This window comes from Geodermatophilus sp. SYSU D01045 (assembly GCF_054050295.1).
Map to the genome: position 1 here is coordinate 71,755 of NZ_JBJGZB010000005.1, position 18,717 is coordinate 90,471.

At 77.5% G+C, this 18,717-nt stretch carries 21 protein-coding genes; 7 read left to right on the forward strand and 14 right to left on the reverse strand.

All coding sequences use genetic code 11. The annotated features are described in order from the left end of the window. Nucleotides 1–31 precede the first annotated feature (31 nt). Genes ACI798_RS05755 through ACI798_RS05780 form a run of 6 tightly spaced genes read right to left on the reverse strand, consistent with a single transcriptional unit; the run spans nt 32 to nt 6,061 of the window. Entirely contained in the window at nt 32–1,516 is a 1,485-nt protein-coding gene (locus ACI798_RS05755; protein WP_456939515.1) for an amino acid permease, read from the reverse strand. 59 nt (nt 1,517–1,575) lie between these two features. After that, the gene (pdxY, locus tag ACI798_RS05760) at nt 1,576–2,427 is read right to left on the reverse strand and encodes a pyridoxal kinase PdxY (RefSeq protein ID WP_456939514.1); all 852 of its coding nucleotides are present in this window, start codon (nt 2,425–2,427) and stop codon (nt 1,576–1,578) included. A 32-nt stretch (nt 2,428–2,459) separates the two neighbouring features. Continuing rightward, on the reverse strand, nt 2,460–2,867 hold the full coding sequence (locus ACI798_RS05765; RefSeq protein ID WP_456939513.1) for a four-helix bundle copper-binding protein: 408 nt from the start codon (nt 2,865–2,867) through the stop codon (nt 2,460–2,462). Further along, nucleotides 2,864–3,856 (reverse strand): Brp/Blh family beta-carotene 15,15'-dioxygenase, encoded by a 993-nt coding sequence (locus tag ACI798_RS05770; protein ID WP_457047449.1) that lies wholly within the window; start codon nt 3,854–3,856, stop codon nt 2,864–2,866. Before ACI798_RS05770 ends, ACI798_RS05765 begins: the two co-directional genes overlap by 4 nt. 2 nt (nt 3,857–3,858) lie before the next feature. Beyond that, nucleotides 3,859–4,896 carry a bacteriorhodopsin gene (locus tag ACI798_RS05775; protein ID WP_457047450.1) on the reverse strand — a complete coding sequence of 346 codons (1,038 nt, stop codon included), beginning with the start codon at nt 4,894–4,896 and terminating at the stop codon, nt 3,859–3,861. Nucleotides 4,897–4,954: 58 nt separating this feature from the next. Beyond that, a complete protein-coding gene (locus ACI798_RS05780; protein WP_457047451.1) occupies nt 4,955–6,061 on the reverse strand; it encodes an ion channel in 1,107 nt (368 codons plus the stop codon). A gap of 222 nt (nt 6,062–6,283) precedes the next feature. On the opposite strand from ACI798_RS05780, the gene ACI798_RS05785 reads away from it, so the two are divergent. Continuing rightward, on the forward strand, nt 6,284–6,664 hold the full coding sequence (locus ACI798_RS05785) for a hypothetical protein (protein ID WP_456939509.1): 381 nt from the start codon (nt 6,284–6,286) through the stop codon (nt 6,662–6,664). On the opposite strand, the gene ACI798_RS05790 is transcribed toward ACI798_RS05785, so the two are convergent. The 3 genes from ACI798_RS05790 to ACI798_RS05800 form a co-directional block, all read right to left on the reverse strand. Next, nucleotides 6,661–7,533 (reverse strand): hypothetical protein, encoded by an 873-nt coding sequence (locus ACI798_RS05790; protein WP_457047452.1) that lies wholly within the window; start codon nt 7,531–7,533, stop codon nt 6,661–6,663. The genes ACI798_RS05785 and ACI798_RS05790 overlap by 4 nt on opposite strands. A gap of 64 nt (nt 7,534–7,597) precedes the next feature. Next, nucleotides 7,598–9,385, reverse strand: a complete 1,788-nt coding sequence (locus ACI798_RS05795) for a glycosyltransferase family 2 protein (RefSeq protein WP_457047453.1) — start codon at nt 9,383–9,385, stop codon at nt 7,598–7,600. Then, nucleotides 9,382–10,635: a glycosyltransferase gene (locus tag ACI798_RS05800; protein WP_457047454.1), complete on the reverse strand. Its 1,254-nt coding sequence runs from the start codon at nt 10,633–10,635 to the stop codon at nt 9,382–9,384. The genes ACI798_RS05795 and ACI798_RS05800 overlap by 4 nt, the downstream gene beginning before the upstream one ends. 104 nt (nt 10,636–10,739) lie before the next feature. Here ACI798_RS05800 and ACI798_RS05805 point away from each other — a divergent pair, with 104 nt between their 5' ends. Beyond that, the gene (locus tag ACI798_RS05805; protein ID WP_456939505.1) at nt 10,740–11,798 is read left to right on the forward strand and encodes a glycosyltransferase family 9 protein; all 1,059 of its coding nucleotides are present in this window, start codon (nt 10,740–10,742) and stop codon (nt 11,796–11,798) included. Beyond that, nucleotides 11,795–13,021, forward strand: coding sequence for a glycosyltransferase (locus ACI798_RS05810; protein WP_457047455.1), 1,227 nt, complete (start codon nt 11,795–11,797; stop codon nt 13,019–13,021). Before ACI798_RS05805 ends, ACI798_RS05810 begins: the two co-directional genes overlap by 4 nt. Nucleotides 13,022–13,079: 58 nt before the next feature. Here ACI798_RS05810 and ACI798_RS05815 read toward each other — a convergent pair whose 3' ends face one another. From ACI798_RS05815 to ACI798_RS05830, 4 genes are all read right to left on the reverse strand, one after another. After that, nucleotides 13,080–13,490, reverse strand: coding sequence for a rhodanese-like domain-containing protein (locus ACI798_RS05815; RefSeq protein WP_456939503.1), 411 nt, complete (start codon nt 13,488–13,490; stop codon nt 13,080–13,082). Continuing rightward, nucleotides 13,487–14,032 (reverse strand): cysteine dioxygenase, encoded by a 546-nt coding sequence (locus tag ACI798_RS05820; RefSeq protein WP_456939502.1) that lies wholly within the window; start codon nt 14,030–14,032, stop codon nt 13,487–13,489. Before ACI798_RS05820 ends, ACI798_RS05815 begins: the two co-directional genes overlap by 4 nt. Before the next feature lie 66 nt (nt 14,033–14,098). Then, nucleotides 14,099–14,221 (reverse strand): putative leader peptide, encoded by a 123-nt coding sequence (locus ACI798_RS05825; protein ID WP_457047456.1) that lies wholly within the window; start codon nt 14,219–14,221, stop codon nt 14,099–14,101. Between the two features lie 45 nt (nt 14,222–14,266). Further along, nucleotides 14,267–15,178, reverse strand: a complete 912-nt coding sequence (locus ACI798_RS05830) for a hypothetical protein (RefSeq protein ID WP_457047457.1) — start codon at nt 15,176–15,178, stop codon at nt 14,267–14,269. A gap of 77 nt (nt 15,179–15,255) precedes the next feature. On the opposite strand from ACI798_RS05830, the gene ACI798_RS05835 reads away from it, so the two are divergent. Further along, nucleotides 15,256–16,224, forward strand: a complete 969-nt coding sequence (locus ACI798_RS05835; protein WP_457047458.1) for a sulfotransferase family protein — start codon at nt 15,256–15,258, stop codon at nt 16,222–16,224. Between the two features lies 1 nt (nt 16,225). Here ACI798_RS05835 and ACI798_RS05840 read toward each other — a convergent pair whose 3' ends face one another. Beyond that, the gene (locus ACI798_RS05840; RefSeq protein WP_457047459.1) at nt 16,226–16,795 is read right to left on the reverse strand and encodes a dihydrofolate reductase family protein; all 570 of its coding nucleotides are present in this window, start codon (nt 16,793–16,795) and stop codon (nt 16,226–16,228) included. Nucleotides 16,796–16,938: 143 nt separating this feature from the next. Here ACI798_RS05840 and ACI798_RS05845 point away from each other — a divergent pair, with 143 nt between their 5' ends. The 3 genes from ACI798_RS05845 to ACI798_RS05855 are packed head-to-tail and all read left to right on the forward strand — an operon-like array spanning nt 16,939 to nt 18,712. Continuing rightward, nucleotides 16,939–17,790 (forward strand): DUF222 domain-containing protein, encoded by an 852-nt coding sequence (locus ACI798_RS05845; protein WP_457047460.1) that lies wholly within the window; start codon nt 16,939–16,941, stop codon nt 17,788–17,790. After that, nucleotides 17,787–18,284: a Chromate resistance protein ChrB gene (locus ACI798_RS05850; protein WP_457047461.1), complete on the forward strand. Its 498-nt coding sequence runs from the start codon at nt 17,787–17,789 to the stop codon at nt 18,282–18,284. The genes ACI798_RS05845 and ACI798_RS05850 overlap by 4 nt, the downstream gene beginning before the upstream one ends. After that, entirely contained in the window at nt 18,281–18,712 is a 432-nt protein-coding gene (locus tag ACI798_RS05855) for a chromate resistance protein ChrB domain-containing protein (protein WP_456939495.1), read from the forward strand. Before ACI798_RS05850 ends, ACI798_RS05855 begins: the two co-directional genes overlap by 4 nt. The last annotated feature ends 5 nt before the right edge of the window (nt 18,713–18,717 follow it).

An 18,717-nucleotide genomic window follows, 5' to 3' on the forward strand; every position in this document is an offset into this window, starting at 1 on the left:
CACCGGTGTCCGGCACGGCGCCGTCCGCCTCTCACGCCCGCTCCGCGGCGCGCTCGCGGGCCGCCGCGCGCACCCGGGAGTGCCGGTAGCCGTAGGCGGCGTACACCAGCAGCCCGAGCGCGAGCCAGGCCAGGAACCGCAGCCACGTCTCGATGCTCAGGTTGAGCATCAGGTAGAGGCAGGCCAGCGCGGCGAGGACCGGCAGCACGGGGGAGAACGGCACCCGGAAGGGCCGCTCGAGCCGCGGGCGGGTGCGGCGCAGCACCGGCACCGCGACCGCCACCAGCAGGAAGGCGAACAGCGTCCCGATGCTCACCAGGTCGGCCAGCGTCCCGAGCGGCACGAACGTCGCCAGCACCAGCACCAGGACGGCGAACAGCAGCGTGACCCGCGCCGGGACGCCGGTGCGCGGGCTGACCCGGGCCACCGACGGCGGCAGCAGCCCGTCGCGGCCCATGGCGAACCCGATGCGGCCGATGGTGATCAGGTCGACGAGGATCACCGAGGTCAGCCCGGCCACCGCGGCGATCGACACCAGCGACGACGCCCAGCCCAGCCCCACCTGGTCGAACGCGTCGGCGATCGGCGCGCCCTCGTCGATGTCGGTGTACTCGACCATCCCGACGACGACGAACGCGACGCCGACGTAGAGCGCCGTGGCCAGCCCCAGGGTGCCGAGCAGGCCGAGCGGCACGTCCCGCGCCGGGCGCCGGGTCTCCTCCGACAGGTTGGCCACCGCCTCGAAGCCGGTGTAGGCGAAGAAGACGACGGCCGCCGCGGTGAGCACCCCGCCGACGCCGAACGCGACCGGCTCCAGGCCGGCGAGCACCTCGATGAGCGGCCGCGCCAGCCCGCTGCCGCCCTCGGCCGGCTGCGACGGCGGCACGAACGGGGTGAGGTTGGCGCCCCGCACGAACCAGACGCCGGCCAGGATCACGAACAGGCAGACGGCGACCTTGACGACGACGAGCACGCCGGTGATCCGCGCCGACTCGCGGATGCCCAGCACCGCCACGAGCGTCAGGACGACGACGATGAACGCGGCGCCCACGTTCACCGTGGCGGTCTCGCCGAACATCGACGGCGGCAGGTCCAGCAGGTTGCCGACGTAGCCCGACCAGCCGCGGGCGACCACGGCCGCGCCGAGGGCGAACTCGAGGAACAGGTCCCAGCCGATGATCCAGGCGACGACCTCGCCGACCGTGGCGTAGGTGTACGTGTACGCGCTGCCCGCCGTCGGCACGGCCGAGGCGAGCTCGGCGTAGCAGACCGCCGCCAGCAGGGCGACCACGCCGGCGACGGCGAACGAGACCACCACCGCCGGGCCGGCGCTGTTCTTCGCCGTCACGCCGGTGAGCGTGAAGATCCCGGTGCCGATCACGATGCCGATGCCGAAGCCGACCAGGTGCCGGGCGGACAACCGCCGGCGCAGGTGCCCGCTGCGGCTGGGCGCCCCCTCGTCGTCCCCGGCGTCCGCGCGGACGGCCTCCACCGACTTCGTCCGGAACAGGTCCACCCGACCATGCTGGGTCGGTACGGGCCCGCCCGCTGGGTGAGGCGGGGGAACGGCCGCCCTCAGACCTCGTCGACGGGGAACGTGCGCGACGGGGAGACGAACTCGTCCTGGGCGGCGACCAGCAGGATCTCCCGCGAGCCGGCCTCCTCGGTGCGCCGCAGCAGGCCCCAGACGCTGGCCGCGGCCCGGCCGAGCGCCTCGCCGGCCGAGCGGGTGTCCAGCCAGTGCGCGAGGAACAGCGCCGCGATCGCGTCGCCGGCGCCGTTGACCGCCACCGACAGCCGCGGCGTGCGCACGCGGAAGTGCCGGCCGCCCTCGGAGGCGAGCAGGTCGACGGCGTCGTCCGGGGTGTCGTCGGCGACCAGCGACGTCGTCAGGACCACCCGCGGGCCCAGCGCCTGCACCGCCGCGACGGCGTCCTGCACCTCGGCGAGGGTGCGGGTCGTCGTCCGCGCGAGCAGGTCGAGCTCGTAGTGGTTGGGGGTGACGACGTCGGCCGCGGGGACGGCGACCTCGCGCATGAACTCCTCGATGCCCGGCCGCACGAACACGCCGCGGCCGACGTCGCCGATGACCGGGTCGCAGGCGTACACGGCATCGGGGTTGGCCGCGCGGACCCGCCCGACCGTGCCGACCACGGCGTGGCCGATGTCGGCCGAGCCGAGGTAGCCCGACAGGACGGCGTCGGCGGTGCCGAGCACGCCGCGGTCGGCGATGCCGTCGACGACCTCCTCGATCGCCTGGCCGTCGAACACCCGCCCGGTCCACGCGCCGTAGCCGGTGTGGTTGGAGAACTGGACGGTGTGCACCGGCCACACCTCGACGCCGAGGCGCTGCAGCGGGAAGACGGCGGAGGAGTTGCCGACGTGCCCGTAGGCGACGTGCGACTGGATCGAGAGGACGTTCACCACGGGCGCACACGCTGCCATGCGCCCCGGTCCGGTCAGCCGAGGGTGGCCACCAGGTCGCGGCAGGCCTGCTCGCACCGCCGGCAGGACTCCGCGCAGACCCGGCAGTGCTCGTGCATCTCCGCGTGCGAGGCGCACTCGTCGCCGCAGGCGCGGCAGGCCGCGGCGCACGCCTCGAGGACGGTGCGGGTGAGGTTCGCGTCGTAACCGGTGTGCCGGGACAGCACCCGCCCGGTCGCCTCGCAGACGTCGGCGCAGTCCAGGTTCGTGCGGATGCACTTCCGCAGCTCGGCGACCATCTCCTCGGACAGGCAGGCGTCGGCGCACGCGGTGCACGCCTGCGCGCACTCGACGCACGCCTCGAGGCAGGCGGCCAGCCGCTCGCGGTCGATGCCGCCGAGGTCGGCCGGGTAGGTGTCGAGCATCTGGGCGGCGACGGTCACGTCGGTCTCCGTTCCCTCCGTCGGGCCGGGGCGGCGGGCACCGTCCCGGGCGGGAGGTCCCCGCGTGCCGCGCGGTCGAGCCGGGCGACGGCGAGCGCGTGCGGGAGCGTGAGCGCCGCGAGGACCGGCAGGGCGGTGGCCAGGGACCCGCGCCAGCCTCCCGCGGCCGGCCACAGCAGCGCTAGGGCGGCGAGCACCGCGAGGGTGGGCAGCGCCCCCGCGACGGCGAACCGGCGCAGCGGCGCGCCGAGCCGCCCGCGGGCCAGGTCGCCGGCGTTGGCCGGGTCCGCGGCGACGAGGCGGGCGACGTGGCGGACGGCGTGCCAGCAGCCGAACCACACGCCGAACGCGGCCAACGGCGGGACGGTGAGGACGAGCACCAGCAGGACCGCGACCTCGGCGGCCTCCAGCCACCGGCCGGAGAGCAGCCGCTCGGCGGCCAGCGCGGCGGCCGCCGGGAGCACCGTGACCAGCACCGTCGTCCCGATGGCGGCCGGCAGGACACCGCTGCTCCCGGGCACGACCGCGGCCACGACCGGCGCGGCCTCGGGCGCACCGCGCACCAGGGGGACGAGCAGGACCAGCGCGCCCAGCACCGCCGACGCCGTCGCCTGCCGCTGCACCGGGCGGCCCGCGCGCTGGTCGGCGAAGGCGGTCTCCCCGGTGCCGAAGTGCCAGGTCGACACCAGCACGAAGACCAGCAGCGCCGGGCCCGGTGCCGCCCGGAACAGCAGCCACCCGGCGACGGCGACGGCGGCGTAGCCGAGGGCGAGCAGCGCCGGGCGCAGCGGCCGGCCCGGGGAGCCGGGCGCCAGGTGGTCGACCGCCCCGTGCGGGAGGCCCAGCAGCAGGCCGGCCACCAGCGGCAGCCCGGCCAGGTCCCCCCAGCCCACGGCGACCTCCACGGCCACCACCGTCGCGACCGCCGCCAGGGAGACGACGGTGGCGGCGCGTGCGGGGACCGCGAGCGGACCGGCGGGGGACGGCACGGTCAGGTCCGGTCGTCCGCCCAGGTGGCCGCGTACCGGCCGGCGGGGAGCCGGCTGCCGGGGTCCCGCTCGGGCAGGTGCTCGACCTCGTGGTGCTCGTGCGGGTACTGCGGGTGCGTGGCGAACGCCGGGGCGTCGTCGACGGTGTTGTCCTCGAACCGGGCGGTGCGGTGCTCGGCCTGCGTGCTCGGCAGCACGGCCTCGCTCTGGTGCACGCTGCTCACCCACACCGACTCGGGGTGGGTGTCGACGCCGGCGGCGACGTCCTCGGCGGTGCGCAGCTTGGCCACCTTGTGGACCAGCACGCCGAAGCCCACCTTGGCCAGCACGTCGGCGGCCGAGTAGGCCACCTGCATGCCGGCGAACCAGGCCGGCGTGACGTCGACGAACACCGGGACCGCGTAAACCAGCGGGTAGACGCCGAAGGTGGCCAGCAGCAGGACCGCCGCGTTGCGCAGGCTGGTCGCCGCCTCGACGCTCATCGACCCCGTCGAGGAGCGGACGGCACCGGCCAGCGCGACGTACAGGTAGGCGTAGAAAACGGTGCTGACGCAGCCCCACAGCACCAGGGTGCCGACGTCGCGGCCCTGGGCCAGGACCTGGCTGCCCAGGAAGCCGGTGAGGATCATCAGGGAGGCCGCACCCATCGTGGTGAACCGCAGGGTGCGCGCCCGGGAGCCGGTGAGCGAGCAGACGGCCAGCAGCTCCGCGGTCAGCAGCGGGACGGTCACCGTCCAGTCGACGTAGCGCGGGTACAGGGTCGCCCGGGCCTCGGCGTTCGGGACGTAGACGCCGTCCTGCAGGTCGAAGCCGGTGTCCCACTTGAGGAACAGCACCAGGTACGACAGCGCCGCGACGCCCGCGATGCACAGGCCGGCGAGGACGGCGGGGCGGTAGCGGGTGCCCACCTCGCCGCGGCTGGTCCACGAGTAGAGGAAGTAGGCGACCAGGGCCAGGCCCGCGCCGGCGATCGCGTAGGTGACCAGGTCGTACAGGCCGAGCGGCATGGTCTGCAGCTCGGGGGTGGGCGTGTCGGACACGTCTGCGGGACCTCCGGGGAGCCGGGGCAGCGGGGCCGCGGCTCGACCCGCGGCGGGGTTACCCCCCGTCACCCGGCCGAACCGGGCCTGCCCCGTCGGGCGGGTGGCCGTGGTCGTCGGCGTAGGCGGCGACCCGGGCCCGCACGTCCCCGCCGCGGTGGAGGAACTGCCGGTCGAGCTCGCCGGTGAGGTCCTCGAGCGCGAGGCCCAGCAGCGCGGCGGCCGCGCGGACCTGCGGGTCGGCCGAGCGGCCGGCCGCCTCCGCCAGCGCCAGCGCGACCGGCAGTTGCAGCGGCAGCGCCGTCTCGGGGTCGACGTCGCGGAAGTAGTGCGTCTCGGCGTGCTGGGTGACGTCGACCCGCACCTGCGCCAGGTCGACGGCGACCTCCCGCACCAGGCCTGCGTCGACGTCCGCCGCGGGCAGCGCCGCCCGCCCGAGCAGGGACAGCCGCAGCGCCAGCGCCCGCCGCCGGCTCAGCGCCGGGTACACCTGGAGCACCCAGGTCACCGCCGCGGTCAGCAGGACGAAGCCGACGAGGGCCTGCACCGGGACGGCGATCCGCAGCCACGGGCTCTCGGGGACGATGTCGCCGAAGCCGAGCGTCGCCAGGGTGACCAGGGACAGGTAGACGGCGTCGAGCACGCCGCTGCGGCCGGACTCCAGCCCGCTGCCGTAGACGAAGCCGTGCGGCAGGTGCGGCCAGTAGACGAGGGTCCAGCCGGTCACCAGCAGCGCGATCCAGACCAGGACGACGACGACCATCGCCATCGGCCCGCCGAGGAATCCGGCCGCGGACCGGTGCCGCGCTCCGCGGCCGGCCTGCCAGACCGCCTGCATGAGCCGCCGGCTCAGCCCGCGGCGGCCGCTGGGGTGCCACAGCGTGTGCACGATGTCCCGCAGCACGAGCAGGACGAGCAGGGCGCCGGCCGTCGTCACTGCCCATCCCGCCGCGGAGGCCACGCGGCGAGGGTGCCAGCAGGTGGTCCCGCGCGGACTCGTGCTCTGCCCCGTCCCGCGGGGCAGAGCACGACCCACCCGGACCCAGGTGCTCGGGTCCAGCGCGACCTTGGTCCAGCCGCTCTCGCGCCGGTCGAAGGTCTCGTACGCGTCGAGCACCGAGGGCATGTCCCCGGCCTGGGTGAGCACGGTCGTGGGGTCGATCACCGACGCCGTGCCACACGACTGCCTTCACGGTGTTCCTCCCAGGGTCTCGGGGGCGGGCCGGGAGGCCCCGCGTCGGCGGGGCGTGCGCGCTCGTCGTCGGCGCGTCGCGCGGCGGGTCGCGCGGACCGACTTGTCGCGGAACGGGAGCGGCGGGATCCTGCGGTCACCCGCCGCGGACGCCGGGCTCCCGGGCTGTGCGGCGCGGTCCAGAGGAGGGCCGCCATGGGCTGGGCTGTCGCCAGCGTCGTCGGGTTCGTCGTGCTGACCGCGCTGGTCACCGCGATGGCCCGGAGCAACACCGCCCGCTGGGAGCGGGACCACCGCGCGGCCCAGGCCGCCGCGCGGGCGCGTGCGGCGGCGGCGCGCAGCGCCTGGAGGGCGGCCCTCGGCCGGTCGCGGCCGCAGCCGCCCGAGGAGCCGCGCCGCGGCGTCCTGCACCTGCCGCACGTGCGGCTGCCGGCGGCCCTGGTGGCCCGGCTGCCGCACGCGCACGTCCCGCTGCCGCGGCACCTGCCGCACCTGCACCTGCCCGTGCTGCGCCTCCCGGGCCGCGACCGCGCCGACCGGGAGCCGGAGGAGCCGCCCCGGGCCGAGACGTCCTAGACGGCGGCCTCCCGGGCCGGCGCGTCCCGGCCCGCCGTCTCCCGGCCCGGCGCGTCCCGGCCCGCCGTCTCCCGGCCCGCGGCGGGGAGGGGCAGCTGCTCGAACCCGGGCAGCCACGGCGCCGCGCCGTGCGGCTGCGCGCGGCGCGCGGCCCGGCCGGCCCGCCGGGCGGCCGCCTCCCGCTCGGCGGTGCGCCGCGCGTGCCGGGCGCGGGCGTCCGCGAGGCCGGGCACGTCCAGCCCGTCGGCGGTCAGCCGGCAGGCGGCCAGCCGCACCCAGCGGACCGCCGCGTCGGCGTCCCGGACGCCGACCATCAGGCTGCGGTCGTGCCGGCGTACCACGAGCGCGGCGCCGCGCACCCGCGCCTCGGCGGCCGCGGCCACCTCGGCGTCCGGGCCGTGCAGCCAGGTGACCCGCCCGTCCGCGCGCCGCAGCAGGTCGTCCCGCTCCCGCCAGGCGTCGTCGGCCAGCGGGGCGAGCTGGACCTCGAGGACGCCCGCACCGGGGACGACGACGTGCAGGCCGGGGTGGCCGCCGGGGTCGGGCGCCCGCACCACCCGGGCCTCGTGCCCCTGGCCGGTGAGCCACGCGACCAGGGGGCGGCGGTAGCGCAGCGCGTCGTAGGCGGGGCCGGCCGCGGCGCCGCGCCGGGCGAACCCGCACGCCGCGGACCCCACGTGCCGGAAGGCGGGCCGCGGCCCGTGTTCGACCTCCAGCCGGCCGCCGCAGCCGCCGGCCTCGCGCGCGCACCAGAAGCCGCCGCGGGCCTGCTGCTCGAGGCGCCACGCGTCGTCGTCGTCGCGGGGCAGCTCGACGGCCGCGGTGCCGTCCGGCCCGTCGGTGACCGCCCAGCGCAGCTCGCCCGTCACGGCGCCGACGGTAGGAGCGGGGTCCGACGGTTCCGGGGGCCGACAGCGCTACGACGGCCCTCGGTCAGCGGGCGATCGAGCGGAAGAGGTCCACGAGGCGGTCGGCGTGCGCGTCGAAGACGTGCCGCTCCCGCGCGGCCACGGCGGCGGCGTGTCCCGCCCGCGTCCCGAGCTCGGCGTGCAGGGCCGCGGCGACGTCGTCGGCGCAGCGGTACAAGAGCCCCGTCCCGTCGGCGCGCAGCACTCGCTCCACCGCGACCAGGGAGCCGGGGTTGGCCTGCTGCAGCAGCGGCAGCCCCGCGGCCAGCAGCACCGGCAGCCGGGCGGGGGAGTTGAGGTCGTCCCAGCCGGCCCGCCGCAGGTCGCCGCCGTTGGCCGAGTCGAAGCGGTGCAGCCAGCCGGCGTCGTACCGGGACAGCTCCCGCACCCAGTCCTCCGGCCCGACGGCGGGGTGCACGTGCACGAACCCCGGCGCGCGGGCCAGCGCCTCGTCCAGCCAGCCGGTCCACGACCCCTTCGCCCCCGGCGCCCGGACCTGCCCGTACAGGTGGGTGTGCACGCCGCGGTCGGCCAGCGCCAGCACCCAGTCCAGGTCCAGCCCCGAGGGCCGGCCGGCGAGGACGGCGTGCGGCTGCCCGTCGGCGTCGGAGAGCCGGGGCGAGAACGGGGCGTCGAGCCAGTCGCGCTTGGGCAGGTCGCCGTCGAGGACGCCGAGCCGTGCGGGGTCGACCCGGCCGGAGAGCGCGAGGGCGAACCAGTCGCGCTCCTCCTCGGTGGCGAACAGGCAGGCGTCGGCGCCGCAGACCAGGTCGGCCAGCAGCGGCCACTCCCCGCGCACGACGCTGCGCTGCGGCGCCTCCTTGAAGTGCCACACGAACGGCAGGTGCGGGAACGCCTGCCGCACCGCGTGCGCGAACGGCACCGCCCGCCAGTTCAGCTGCGCCCACACGACGTCGGGGGCGAGCGCGCGCACCCCGTCCCGCCAGCGGTCGCGGTCGAGGTCGGGCACGTGCCCGAACGGCAGCGGCCCGACGGTGGAGTCGCCGAGGCCGTCGGCGGTCCACAGGCCGGTGAGGGAGTGGCCGCGCTCGGCCAGCGCCAGCACCCGCTCGGGGTTGAACGCCAGCTCGCCCACCACGAGTACCCGCAGCCCGTCCGGCGACGGCGGGTACGCGCGCTCCCGGAACCGCGCGTACCGGGCGACCTCGTCGGTCTCCCCGCCGTCGGTGGAGGCGAACCGCAGCGGCCCGGCCACCCGGTAGCGGCTGCGGAACACGTTGAGGCCGCCGTCGGAGGACTCGCGGATCGCCCGCGACCGCTGCCCGGGGTGCCGCGTCCACGCGCAGGTGACCCGGCCGGTGCCGGTCGTCGTCCCGCGGGCGGCCACCCGCGACCACATCAGCCGGTCGAGGTCGTCGCTCTCCAGCTCGGCGCGCTCGGTCCAGCGGTCGCCGGTGCGCCGGTGGGCGACCTGCACCAGCTGCGCGTAGGGGGTGTCGGCCGGCTCGTCGAGGTCGGCGCGGGCCAGCACCACGCCATCGTCGGCCAGGGCGTCGAGCAGGGTGGCGGCGTGCGCGGGGGACCAGACGTCGTCGGCCGGCAGGTAGGCGACGACGGGTGCGGTGGTCTCGTCCAGCGCCCGGTTGAGCGCCGCGCCCAGACCACGGTTGTCCTCGGTGCGCACCAGCCGCAGCCGGGGGTCGGCGGGGACGGCGACCGGCTCGCGGGACCCGTCGTCGACGACCACCGCCTCCCACGCCGTCTCCTCCTGGGCGAGCAGCGACTCCAGCGCCCGGGGCAGGAACGCCGCCTGGTCGTACACCGGGACCAGGACGGCGACCCGCGGGGTCACGCGGCAGGCTCGAGGTCGGCGTCGACGCCGAGCACCCGGCCGTAGACCGCGGCCACCCTCGCCAACAGCGCCGGCCACCCGTACCCGGCCGAGCGGGCCCGGGCGCCGGCGGCCAGCCGCGCGCGCAGCACCTCGTCGCCGGCCACCCGGTCCAGCGCGGCGGCCAGCGCGCCGACGTCGCCGGGCGGCACGAGCAGCCCGGTCCGCCCGTCCTGGACCACCTCGGGGATCCCGCCGACGTCGCTGGCGACCACCGGCAGGCCCGCGGCCATCGCCTCGGTGAGCACCGAGCCCATCTCCTCGTAGGCCGAGGGCAGCACCAGCGCGTCGAGGGAGGCCAGCACCCCGGGCACCCGGGCGTGCTCGACGAACCCGGCCAGCGTGATCCGGTCGGCGGCCGGGCTCTCGGCGGCCAGCCGGTGCACCAGCGCCCGGTCCGGCCCGTCGCCGACGACGACCAGCGACGCCTGCTCCCGCATCCGGCCGAACGCGCGCACCAGCGTGGCGGGGTCCTTCTGCGGCGCCAGCCGGCCGACGTAGCCGATCCGCGGCCGCGCCACGCCGGGGAAGACGTCGGGGGTGCCGCCGCGGAACAGCGCCGGGTCGAAGCCGGAGGGGATGGTGGACAGCCGGTCGGCCGGCACGCCGTCCGCGCGCAGGGCCGCCGCGGTCCGCCCGGTGAGGACGACGACGGCGTCGGCGCGGCGGAACGTGCTGCGCTCGATCCAGCCGCCCAGCGCCCGCAGCAGCCGCACCCGCGGCCCGCGACCGGTGAGCGTGTGCCCGACGCTGCAGTGCACGGTGACCACCAGCGGGACCCGGTGCACCCGCGCGGCCAGCCGGGCCAGCGGGAGCGTGGCGAGGTCCTCGCCCTGGTGGGCGTGCACCACGTCAACCGGCGCCCGGCGGCCGGCGCGCAGCACCGCCGACAGCCCGCACAGCGCCCACAGCTGCCGCAGCCGCGGCACCCGCAGCCCGGTGCGGGACACCCGGGCGCCGCGCCCCAGCGACGTCGTCCCGCGCGGGCCGGCCAGCCGCGCGGTCACCACCGTCTGCGCGACGCCGGCGGCGTCGAGGCAGCGGGTGAGCGTGGCCGTGTGGTTCTGCATCCCGCCGATCGGGTCGAACCGCGCCGTGCGGGCGTCCAGCTCCCCGGGCAGCGCCCCCGGCGCCGTGGCCGGCCGGGCCGCCGGCGGTTCGAACACGCTGCACAGGCGCAGCACGTGCAGGTCGGCAGCGGGACGGGACACGCAGGGACCTCCGGCGTCGGGGGCAGGACTCGTAGTGCACCACGAAGCGGCGGCACCCGTCGGTTGGGCGTTATGGAGTTGCGTCGCCGGGGCAGTGGGCGCTGGTGACCCCGCCCCTCGCCGACCCCGCCGTCCGACGCCTGGCCCTGGTCCGGCTGCGGGTGGGCCTGGGCGACCTGCTGTGCACCGTCCCCGCGCTCCGCCGGTTGCGCGCCGCCCGGCCCGACGTCGAGGTCACGCTGGTGACCTTCGGCCGCATGGCGCCGGTGGTCGAGCGCCTCGGCGTCCCGGTCGCGCTGCTGCCGTTCCCCGGCGTTCCCGGCGTCCCCGACGGCCCGGTCGACCGCGCGGGGTGGGCGGCGTTCACCGCCGCGGCGCGGGAGCACCGGTTCGACCTCGCGCTGCAGGCCTACGGCGACCGGCCGGCGGCCAACCGGGTGACCGCCGCCCTCGGCGCCCGGCTGACCGGCGGGTTCGCGCCCACGGGCTGGGACCCGCCGCCGGGGACGGAGGCGCTGCACCTGCGCTACCCGCTGCACCTGCACGAGGCCGCGCGGCACGTCGCGCTGCTCGAGCACCTCGGGCTGCCGGCCGGCGGGGACGCCCGCATGGGCTTCCCGGTCACCGCCGACGACGAGGCCGAGCACGCCGCCACCCTCGCCGCCGCGGGGCTGGAGCCCGGGCGCTACGCCGTCCTGCACCCGGGGGCGTCGGCGCCCACCCGCCGCTGGCCGGTCGAGCGCTACGCCGCGGTCGGGGACGCGCTGGCCGCCGAGGGGCTCGACGTCGTCGTCACCGGGGTGGCCGGCGAGCGGGAGATCTCGGCCCGGGTGGCCGCGGCGATGCGCGCCCCCGCGGTCGACCTCACCGGCGCCACCAGCCTCGGCGGGCTGGCCGCGCTGCTGCGCGACAGCGCGGTGCTGGTCGGCAACGACACCGGCTCCGCGCACCTGGCCGCGGCGGTCGGCGCCCGCAGCGTCACCGTGTTCCTGCCCGGCGACCCGGTCCGGTGGGCGCACCCCGGTCCCCGGCACCGCGCGCTGACCCCGGCGGTGGCGTGCGCGCCGTGCCCGCACCTGGCCTGCCCCATCGAGTTCCGCTGCGCGTCCACCGTCTCGCCGTCCGCGGTGGCCGGTGCCGCGCTCGAGCTGGCCGCCTCGTGAGGGTCTCCTTCGTCGCCGACTCCAGCGGGTGGGGCGGGGCGGAGGTGTGGCTGTCCCACCACCTGCGCCGCGCGGCCGACAACGGCTGGACGGCGTCGCTGGTGTGCGCCGAGCCGGTAGCGGCCGGCTTCGCGCACCTCGACGTCGAGCGCGCCGTCGTCCCGCTGACCCGGCACACCGCCGCGGCGCCGCGCACCCGGGCGGCGCTGGCCGCCCAGCGCCCCGACGTCGTGGTGGTCAACCTCGTCGACCCCGCCTCCAACGCCGCCGCGGTGGCCGCCGCGCAGCGGGTGGCGCCCACCGCCGGGGTGCTGCACCTGGTCGGCGACACCCGCGGCGGGGAGGAGCGCGCCGTGCTGTCCGCCCTCTACCGGCGGATGGGCGCGGTGGTCAGCCCCTCGGAGGAGGGCCGCCTGCAGGTGGTGGCCGACCTCGGCGTCGACCCGGCGCGGGCGCACGTCGTGCCCCACGGCGTCGACGTCCCGCCGGACCCCGCCGGCCCGGCCGGCAACGCGGTGCCGCGGATCGGCGCGTTCGGCCGGCTGACCGCGCAGAAGGGCTTCGACGTCCTGCTCGCCGCGCTGCGCCGGCTCGACGTGCCGTTCGAGGCGGTGGTCGGCGGCGCCGGCCGCGACGGCGAGGCCCTGCGCGCCGCGGCCGAGGGCCTGCCGGTCACGTTCCCGGGCTGGGTGGACGACCACCGCGCCTTCCTCGCCGGCCTGGACCTGTTCGTCGTGTCCTCCCGGGTGGAGGCGGGACCGCTGGTGCTGCTGGAGGCGATGGCCGAGGGGCTGCCGTGCGTGAGCACCGACGTCGGCCGGGTGCGGCGCGCGCTGCGGGACGACGTCGCCGTCGTGCCGGTCGGGGACGCCGGCGCGCTGGCCGCGGCGCTGCGCGGCCTGCTCACCGACCCGGCGCTGCGGGCCGACCTCGGCGCACGGGCCCGGGCGCGGGCGGAGCGGGACCTCGGTGCCGACCTCATGGCGGAGCGGACCTTCCGGGTGCTGTCCGGCGTGGCGGACGGGGAGCCGGGTACCGCCGCCCCCATGAGCAAGAAGACCGATCCCGACGCCCAGCGCGCCGCCGCCCGCGAGGCGAAGAAGGAGGGGCTCTCACCCAGCGAGGCGGGCGCGACCACCGGCGCCTCCAAGCAGACGAGTCACGTCCGGAAGGGCGACGACCGGCACGAGCACTCCAGCGCCCAGGGGAAGAGCAAGACCTGACCCCGGTGGTCCGGGGACGGCGGTGGCCTCCGTCGCGCGCCGCCGTCCCCGGACCGGTCTACGCGGCCGTCCCGCCGGTGGTCGGCAGCCCGGCGGCCACCCACGCGCGGTGCCCGCCGACGACGTCGCTCGCCCGCGCCAGGCCGAGCGAGCGCAGCGCGTCGGCGGCCAGGCTGGAGGTGTAGCCCTCCTGGCACAGCACGACGACGTCGACGTCGTACCCGGTGGCCTGCGGCAGCCGGGCGTCGCTCTCCGGGTCGAACCGCCACTCCAGGTGGTTGCGCTCGACGACGAGCGCGCCGGGCACCTCGCCGTCGGCCTCGCGCTGCGACTGCGGGCGGATGTCGACGAGCACCGCGCCGTCGGCGACCCGCCGCACGGCCTCCTCCGGCGTCACCCGCGTGATCCGCGAGCGCGCCTCCTCCAGCAGCTGGTCGACGCTCCTGGCGCCGGGCGGACGGCCGGTCACCAGTCGACGCCCGCCTTCTCGGTGCCGGTGCGCAGCAGGGTGCCTGCCTCCAGGCGGTAGCTGGTCATCAGGGACAGGCGCGGGGTGTACGCGTGCACGCTCACGGCGGGCACTGTCCCGCGGTTGGTCACCCGGTGCACGTGGTGGGGCCCGAACGGCCGCACCCGGCCGGCCCACAGCTCGGTGGGCGCCTCGCGCACTGCGCCGGGGCGCCCGCCGACGACGTCCTCGGTGAGCACGCCGCCGACGACGGCGAACGCGCCGGCCGAGCCCCCGTGGTCGTGCAGCGGGGTGCCCTGGCCGGGCAACCAGGTCAGCAGCCACACCTGGGCGTCGGTGAGGTCGGCGTGCAGCGCGGGGTCGACCAGGTCGGCGGCGTCGCCGGGAGGGAGCAGGCCGGTCCAGCGGCTGCCCTCGCGGTACTCGACGCGGGGCAGCCACTCGTCGGCGACGGCGAGCAGCGCCGCGGCCAGGGCGGCCGCGGAGGTCGTGCGGGCGGCAGTGCGGGCGGACTGGGCGGCAGGGGACAGCAGCGAGGTCATGCGGGGCTCCTGAGCAGGGCGCGCCGGTCCCGTCGGGGCGGCGCGGAGGGAGGTGGGTGTCGGCGCTCAGGCGGCCGGACACAGCGCGCTGGCCACCCGCACCAGGTCCACGGCGGACCGGCGGGTGAGCGTCAGGGCGGGTGCCACGCCGACCATCCGACCCCGCCCGCCAAAGCCTGTCAAGTCCATCGGTCTGGTAGGGATTACCGCGTGTCGAGGTCGCGGACGGACCGGTCAGGCGGGGAGGACGACGGTGCGCAGCTCGTGCGCGCCGTCGGCGCGGGTGGCCTCGTAGAACCACCGCGCCCCGCCGCCCGGCAGCGCGACGACGTCGGCGTAGCGCAGCCCGTGCGGCGTGTGCGGGCTCTGCAGGTGGGGCCCGCCCGCGGCGGCGCGGAAGCCGAGCTCGCCGTCGTGCTCGGCCAGACCCGTGCGCTCCTCCCAGTTCTCCTCGGCGGTGGCCCGGCCGTCGTAGAGCGCCCAGGTGCGCGGGCCGTCGAGCACCACCGCGGTGAACCGCACGCCGCGGGCGTCCCAGCTGCCCGCGGTCCCGGCGAGGGCGGTGCCGCGCCAGGTCCAGGTCACGCCGTCGGGGCTGGTGGCGTGCTCGGTGGTCATGCGGTCGGTGGCGCCGGGGTCGTCGAGCGGGTGCACCGACGCCCACAGGTGCCACCGGTCGCCGTCCCGGCGGACCACCGGGTCCTTGGGTGCCGTGGTGGCGTCGCCGGGCAGCACCGTGCGCGGCTCGGCGGTGGCCAGACCCTCCACGGTGTCCGCCTCCAGCAGGTCGACCCGCCAGTGCTTGCTGCCCGGCGTGGCGCAGCTGACGTAGAGCCGCCAGCGGCCCTCAGGGGTGTGTACCAGCGCCGGGCGCTCCAGCGACTCGGCGCCGAAGCGGTCCTTGCCGATCGCGACGACCGGCTCGAAGCGCACGCCGTCGTCGGAGCGGGCCACCACGTTGCCGAAGCCGCGGCCCTCGCCGACCGGGCGGCGCAGCCGGTACGCCAGCCACCACGTGCCGTCGACGAGCTGGGCCGACGGGGCACCGGCCCACGAGCCCGGGCGCGGGTCCTCGGGCTCGACGACGACCTGGGCGTCGGACCAGAAGCGGTCGGGCGCCGGAGGGCGGGGCGCGGACGCGGTCACGCGGCGGCTCCGTTCGGGGGAGGGGGCGGGCCTCTCCGTGTGTACACCGCGGGACGCCCGGGGCAGGGAGGGGACCGATGAGCACCGACGCCGACCGGCTGCCCCAGTTCGTGCTGGCCGGGGCGCCGAAGGCGGGGACGACGGCGCTGCACGCCGCGCTGGCCACCCACCCGGGGCTCTACCTGTCGCCGGTCAAGGAGCCGAAGTACTACCTGACCGACGGCGGCCCGCCCGCGCGCAGCGGCCAGCGCGGCCCGGGCGACGCGCACAGCGCCCGCGAGTGGGTCTGGCGCCGGGGGGACTACCTGCGGCTGTTCGACGGCGCCCCGCCCGGCACGGTGCGCGGGGAGAGCACGCCGTTCTACCTGTACGACCGGGCCGCGCACCGCCGGCTGGCCGCCGACGTCCCGGGGGTCCGCGTCGTCGCGATCGTGCGGGACCCGGTGGACCGCGCCTGGTCGAACTGGGTGCACCTGCGCGCCGACGGGCTGGAGCCCGAGGCCGACTTCGCCACCGCCGTCGAGCGCGAGGAGTCCCGCGTCGCCGCCGGCTGGGCGCCGTTCTGGCACTACCGCCGGCTCGGCCGCTACGGCGAGCAGCTGCGCGACCTGTACTCCGTCCTGCCGCGCGAGCAGGTGCTCCTGCTGCGGTACCGGCAGCTGGTCGACTCCCCGCGCGAGACGCTGGACCGGGTCAGCGCCTTCCTCGGCGTCGAGCCGGGTGTGGCGCACACGGTGGCCCCGGAGAACGTGAAGCCGTTCGTGGCCGACACCGCCCGCTACCGGGCGCTGTCGCGGGTCGCGCGGGCCGGTGCGGCGCTCGGGGCGTACGCCCCGCCGCAGGTGTGGCGGCTGGTGTCCCGGCCGCTGCTCGCCGCGCTGCACGCGCAGAGGGCACCGCGGCCGCCGATGCCGGTGGAGGTGCGGCGCGAGGTCCTGGCGCCGCTGCTGCCCGACGTCGCGCTGCTCGAGGAGCTCACCGGCGAGTCCTTCGACGACTGGCGCCGCGACACCGGCCGCGGTGACTTCCGCTCCCGCCGTCCCTGAGTCAGCCGAGCACGCGGTAGGTCACGTGCGTGCACACCGGCGAGACCTCGACGGCGGCCTGCTCCAGCCGGTGCCGGCCGGCGCCGGCGAACAGCGGGGTGCCCGCGCCGAGCAGCTCGGGCGCCACGTGCAGGCGGAGCTCGTCGAGCAGCCCGTCGCGGAGGCAGGAGCCGACCAGCGCGCCGCCGCCCATGACGAAGACGTCGCGGTCGCCGGCGGTCTCCCTCGCCTGCTCCACGGCCGCCTGCGGGCCCGCGGTCACGAAGGTGAAGTCGTGGGTGGCCGCGAGCCGGTACTCCCGGGGCGGGCTGCCGGTGACGACGAAGAACGGCGGCCGGGCGTCGACGGCGGCGCCGTAGCCCATCCCGTCGGTCCACCCCCGGTCGACCTCGTCGAAGGTGCGCCGGCCCATGACGACGGCGCCGCTCGCGGCCGCGTGCCGCTCCAGGACGCCGCGGTCCACGGGGTGGTCGCTGCTCAGCGCCCAGGCGTGGAGGGCCTCGACGCCGTCGGCGGAGCCGCTGACGAAGCCGTCGAGGGAGACGGTGATGTCGCCGATGACGAGGGTCATGCAGGGGTGACCGGTGTGCCCCGCGGGAGTCATCGCGGAGGTGCCCGGCGACCGCCGCGCAAGGGGTCGGCGAGGACTGTGGACAGGCGTCTGCCCTGCAGATTCGGCTCGCGCCGGGGGGTTCCATCGGCCAGGCTTCGATCATGTGTTCGGAGGAGCTGGGCAGCGGGGACGTCCTCGACGACGTCGCCGCGCTGGTCGCCGAGCGCAACCGGGTCGACGCCCGGCTGGCCCGCGCGGTGCGGTCCGCGGAGAACCAGCAGGCGCCCGGGCACGACGGGCAGAGGTCGATGACCTCGTGGCTGCGCGGGCACTGCCGGCTGTCCACGGCGGAGGCCGCTCGGCTGGTGCGCAACGGCCACGCCCTGGAGCACCTGCCCGCGCTGGCGGAGGCGCACGAGGCGGGGCTGGTGTCGGCCGAGCAGGTCGCCGTGGCCGCCCGCGCCGTGACCCCCGAGCGGCTGGCCTCGGCTCTCGAGCAGGGCGTGGACCTGGCGGTGATCGACGCGGTGCTCACCGGCGTCGCGATCGAGCGCGAGCACGCCGATCTGGTCCAGGTGGTGCAGCACTACTGCAACGACCTCGACCCCGACGGTCCCGAGCCGGACCCGACCGAGGGGCGGTCGCTGACCCTGGCCAGGCACGCCGACGGCTCGCTGACCATCCGCGGGCACCTGGACGCGGTCGGTGGGGAGAGGCTGCAGACCGCCCTGGAGGCGCACGTGCAGGCCGACCGGCCCGCCGGGGACGACCGCACCCGCGCCCAGCGGCTCGGCGATGCGCTGGTGCAGGTCGCCGACAACACCCTGGCCGCCGGGTCGCTGCCGCTGCTGCGCGGGCACGAGCCGCACGTGGTGGCGCGGATCGACAACCGGACGGCCGATGGCGCACCTACCGTCCGGACGGCACCGAGATCACCATCCGCCGGCCCCTGCTCGCCCCTGCGGCCTGATGCTGGACGCAGGAGTGCAACCGTGGTTGCATCAGTGCTGTGACGGGGACCGGCGAGTGGGTGCTGCTGTCCTACCGCCTCCCGCGAGAGCCCTCGGGTCCGCGGACGACGCTGTGGCGGCGGCTGCGCCGACTCGGTGTCGCGCAGCTGGCCGACGGGGTGGTGGCCCTGCCGGCCGACGCCCGCACCCGGGAGGCGCTCGAGTGGCTCGCCGACGACGTCCTGGCCGCCGGCGGCAGCGCCGGCATCTGGACCGCCCACCCGGCGACCGCCGCACAGGAGCGCGAGCTCGCGGCCGGCATGGCGGCGGCCCGGGCGGAGGAGTACCGCCAGCTGGCCGCCCAGTGCACCGCGGCGCTCGGGGAACCGCCGGCCGAGCGCACCCGGGCGCTGCGGCGGCTGCGGCAGGAGTGGCGGGCCGTCGGGCGGCGGGACTTCTTCCCCCCGCCCGAGCGGGACGCCGCCGGCGCCGCGCTGCGGGCCCTGGCGACCGCGGCCGGCGAGCCGGTGGCGGCCGGGCGGGGGATCCGGTCGTGAGGTGGGCGACCCGCGCCGGGATCCACGTCGACCGCGCCGCCTGCGCCTGGCTGATCCGCCGGTTCGTCGACCCGGGCGCCGAGTTCGTCTTCGTCGCCGACCCCGCCGACGTCCCGGCCGACGCCACGCCGTTCGACATGCGCGGCGTCGCGCTGGGCCACGTCGGCGGCGACTGCTCGTTCGAGACGATCCTGCGGGTCCACGGCCTCGACGACCCCGTGCTCGAGCGGATCGGCGAGATCGTGCACGAGGCCGACCTGGACGACGGCCGCTTCGACGCCCCCGAGGCACCGGGTCTCGACGTCCTGCTGCGCGGGCTGTCGATGACCGGCGACGACGAGCGGACCCTCGCCGTCTCCGGCCCGCTGTTCGACGGCCTCTACGAGTACACCCGACGCCGCCTGCTGCTCGGCCGTGAACCGGCCTGACCCGA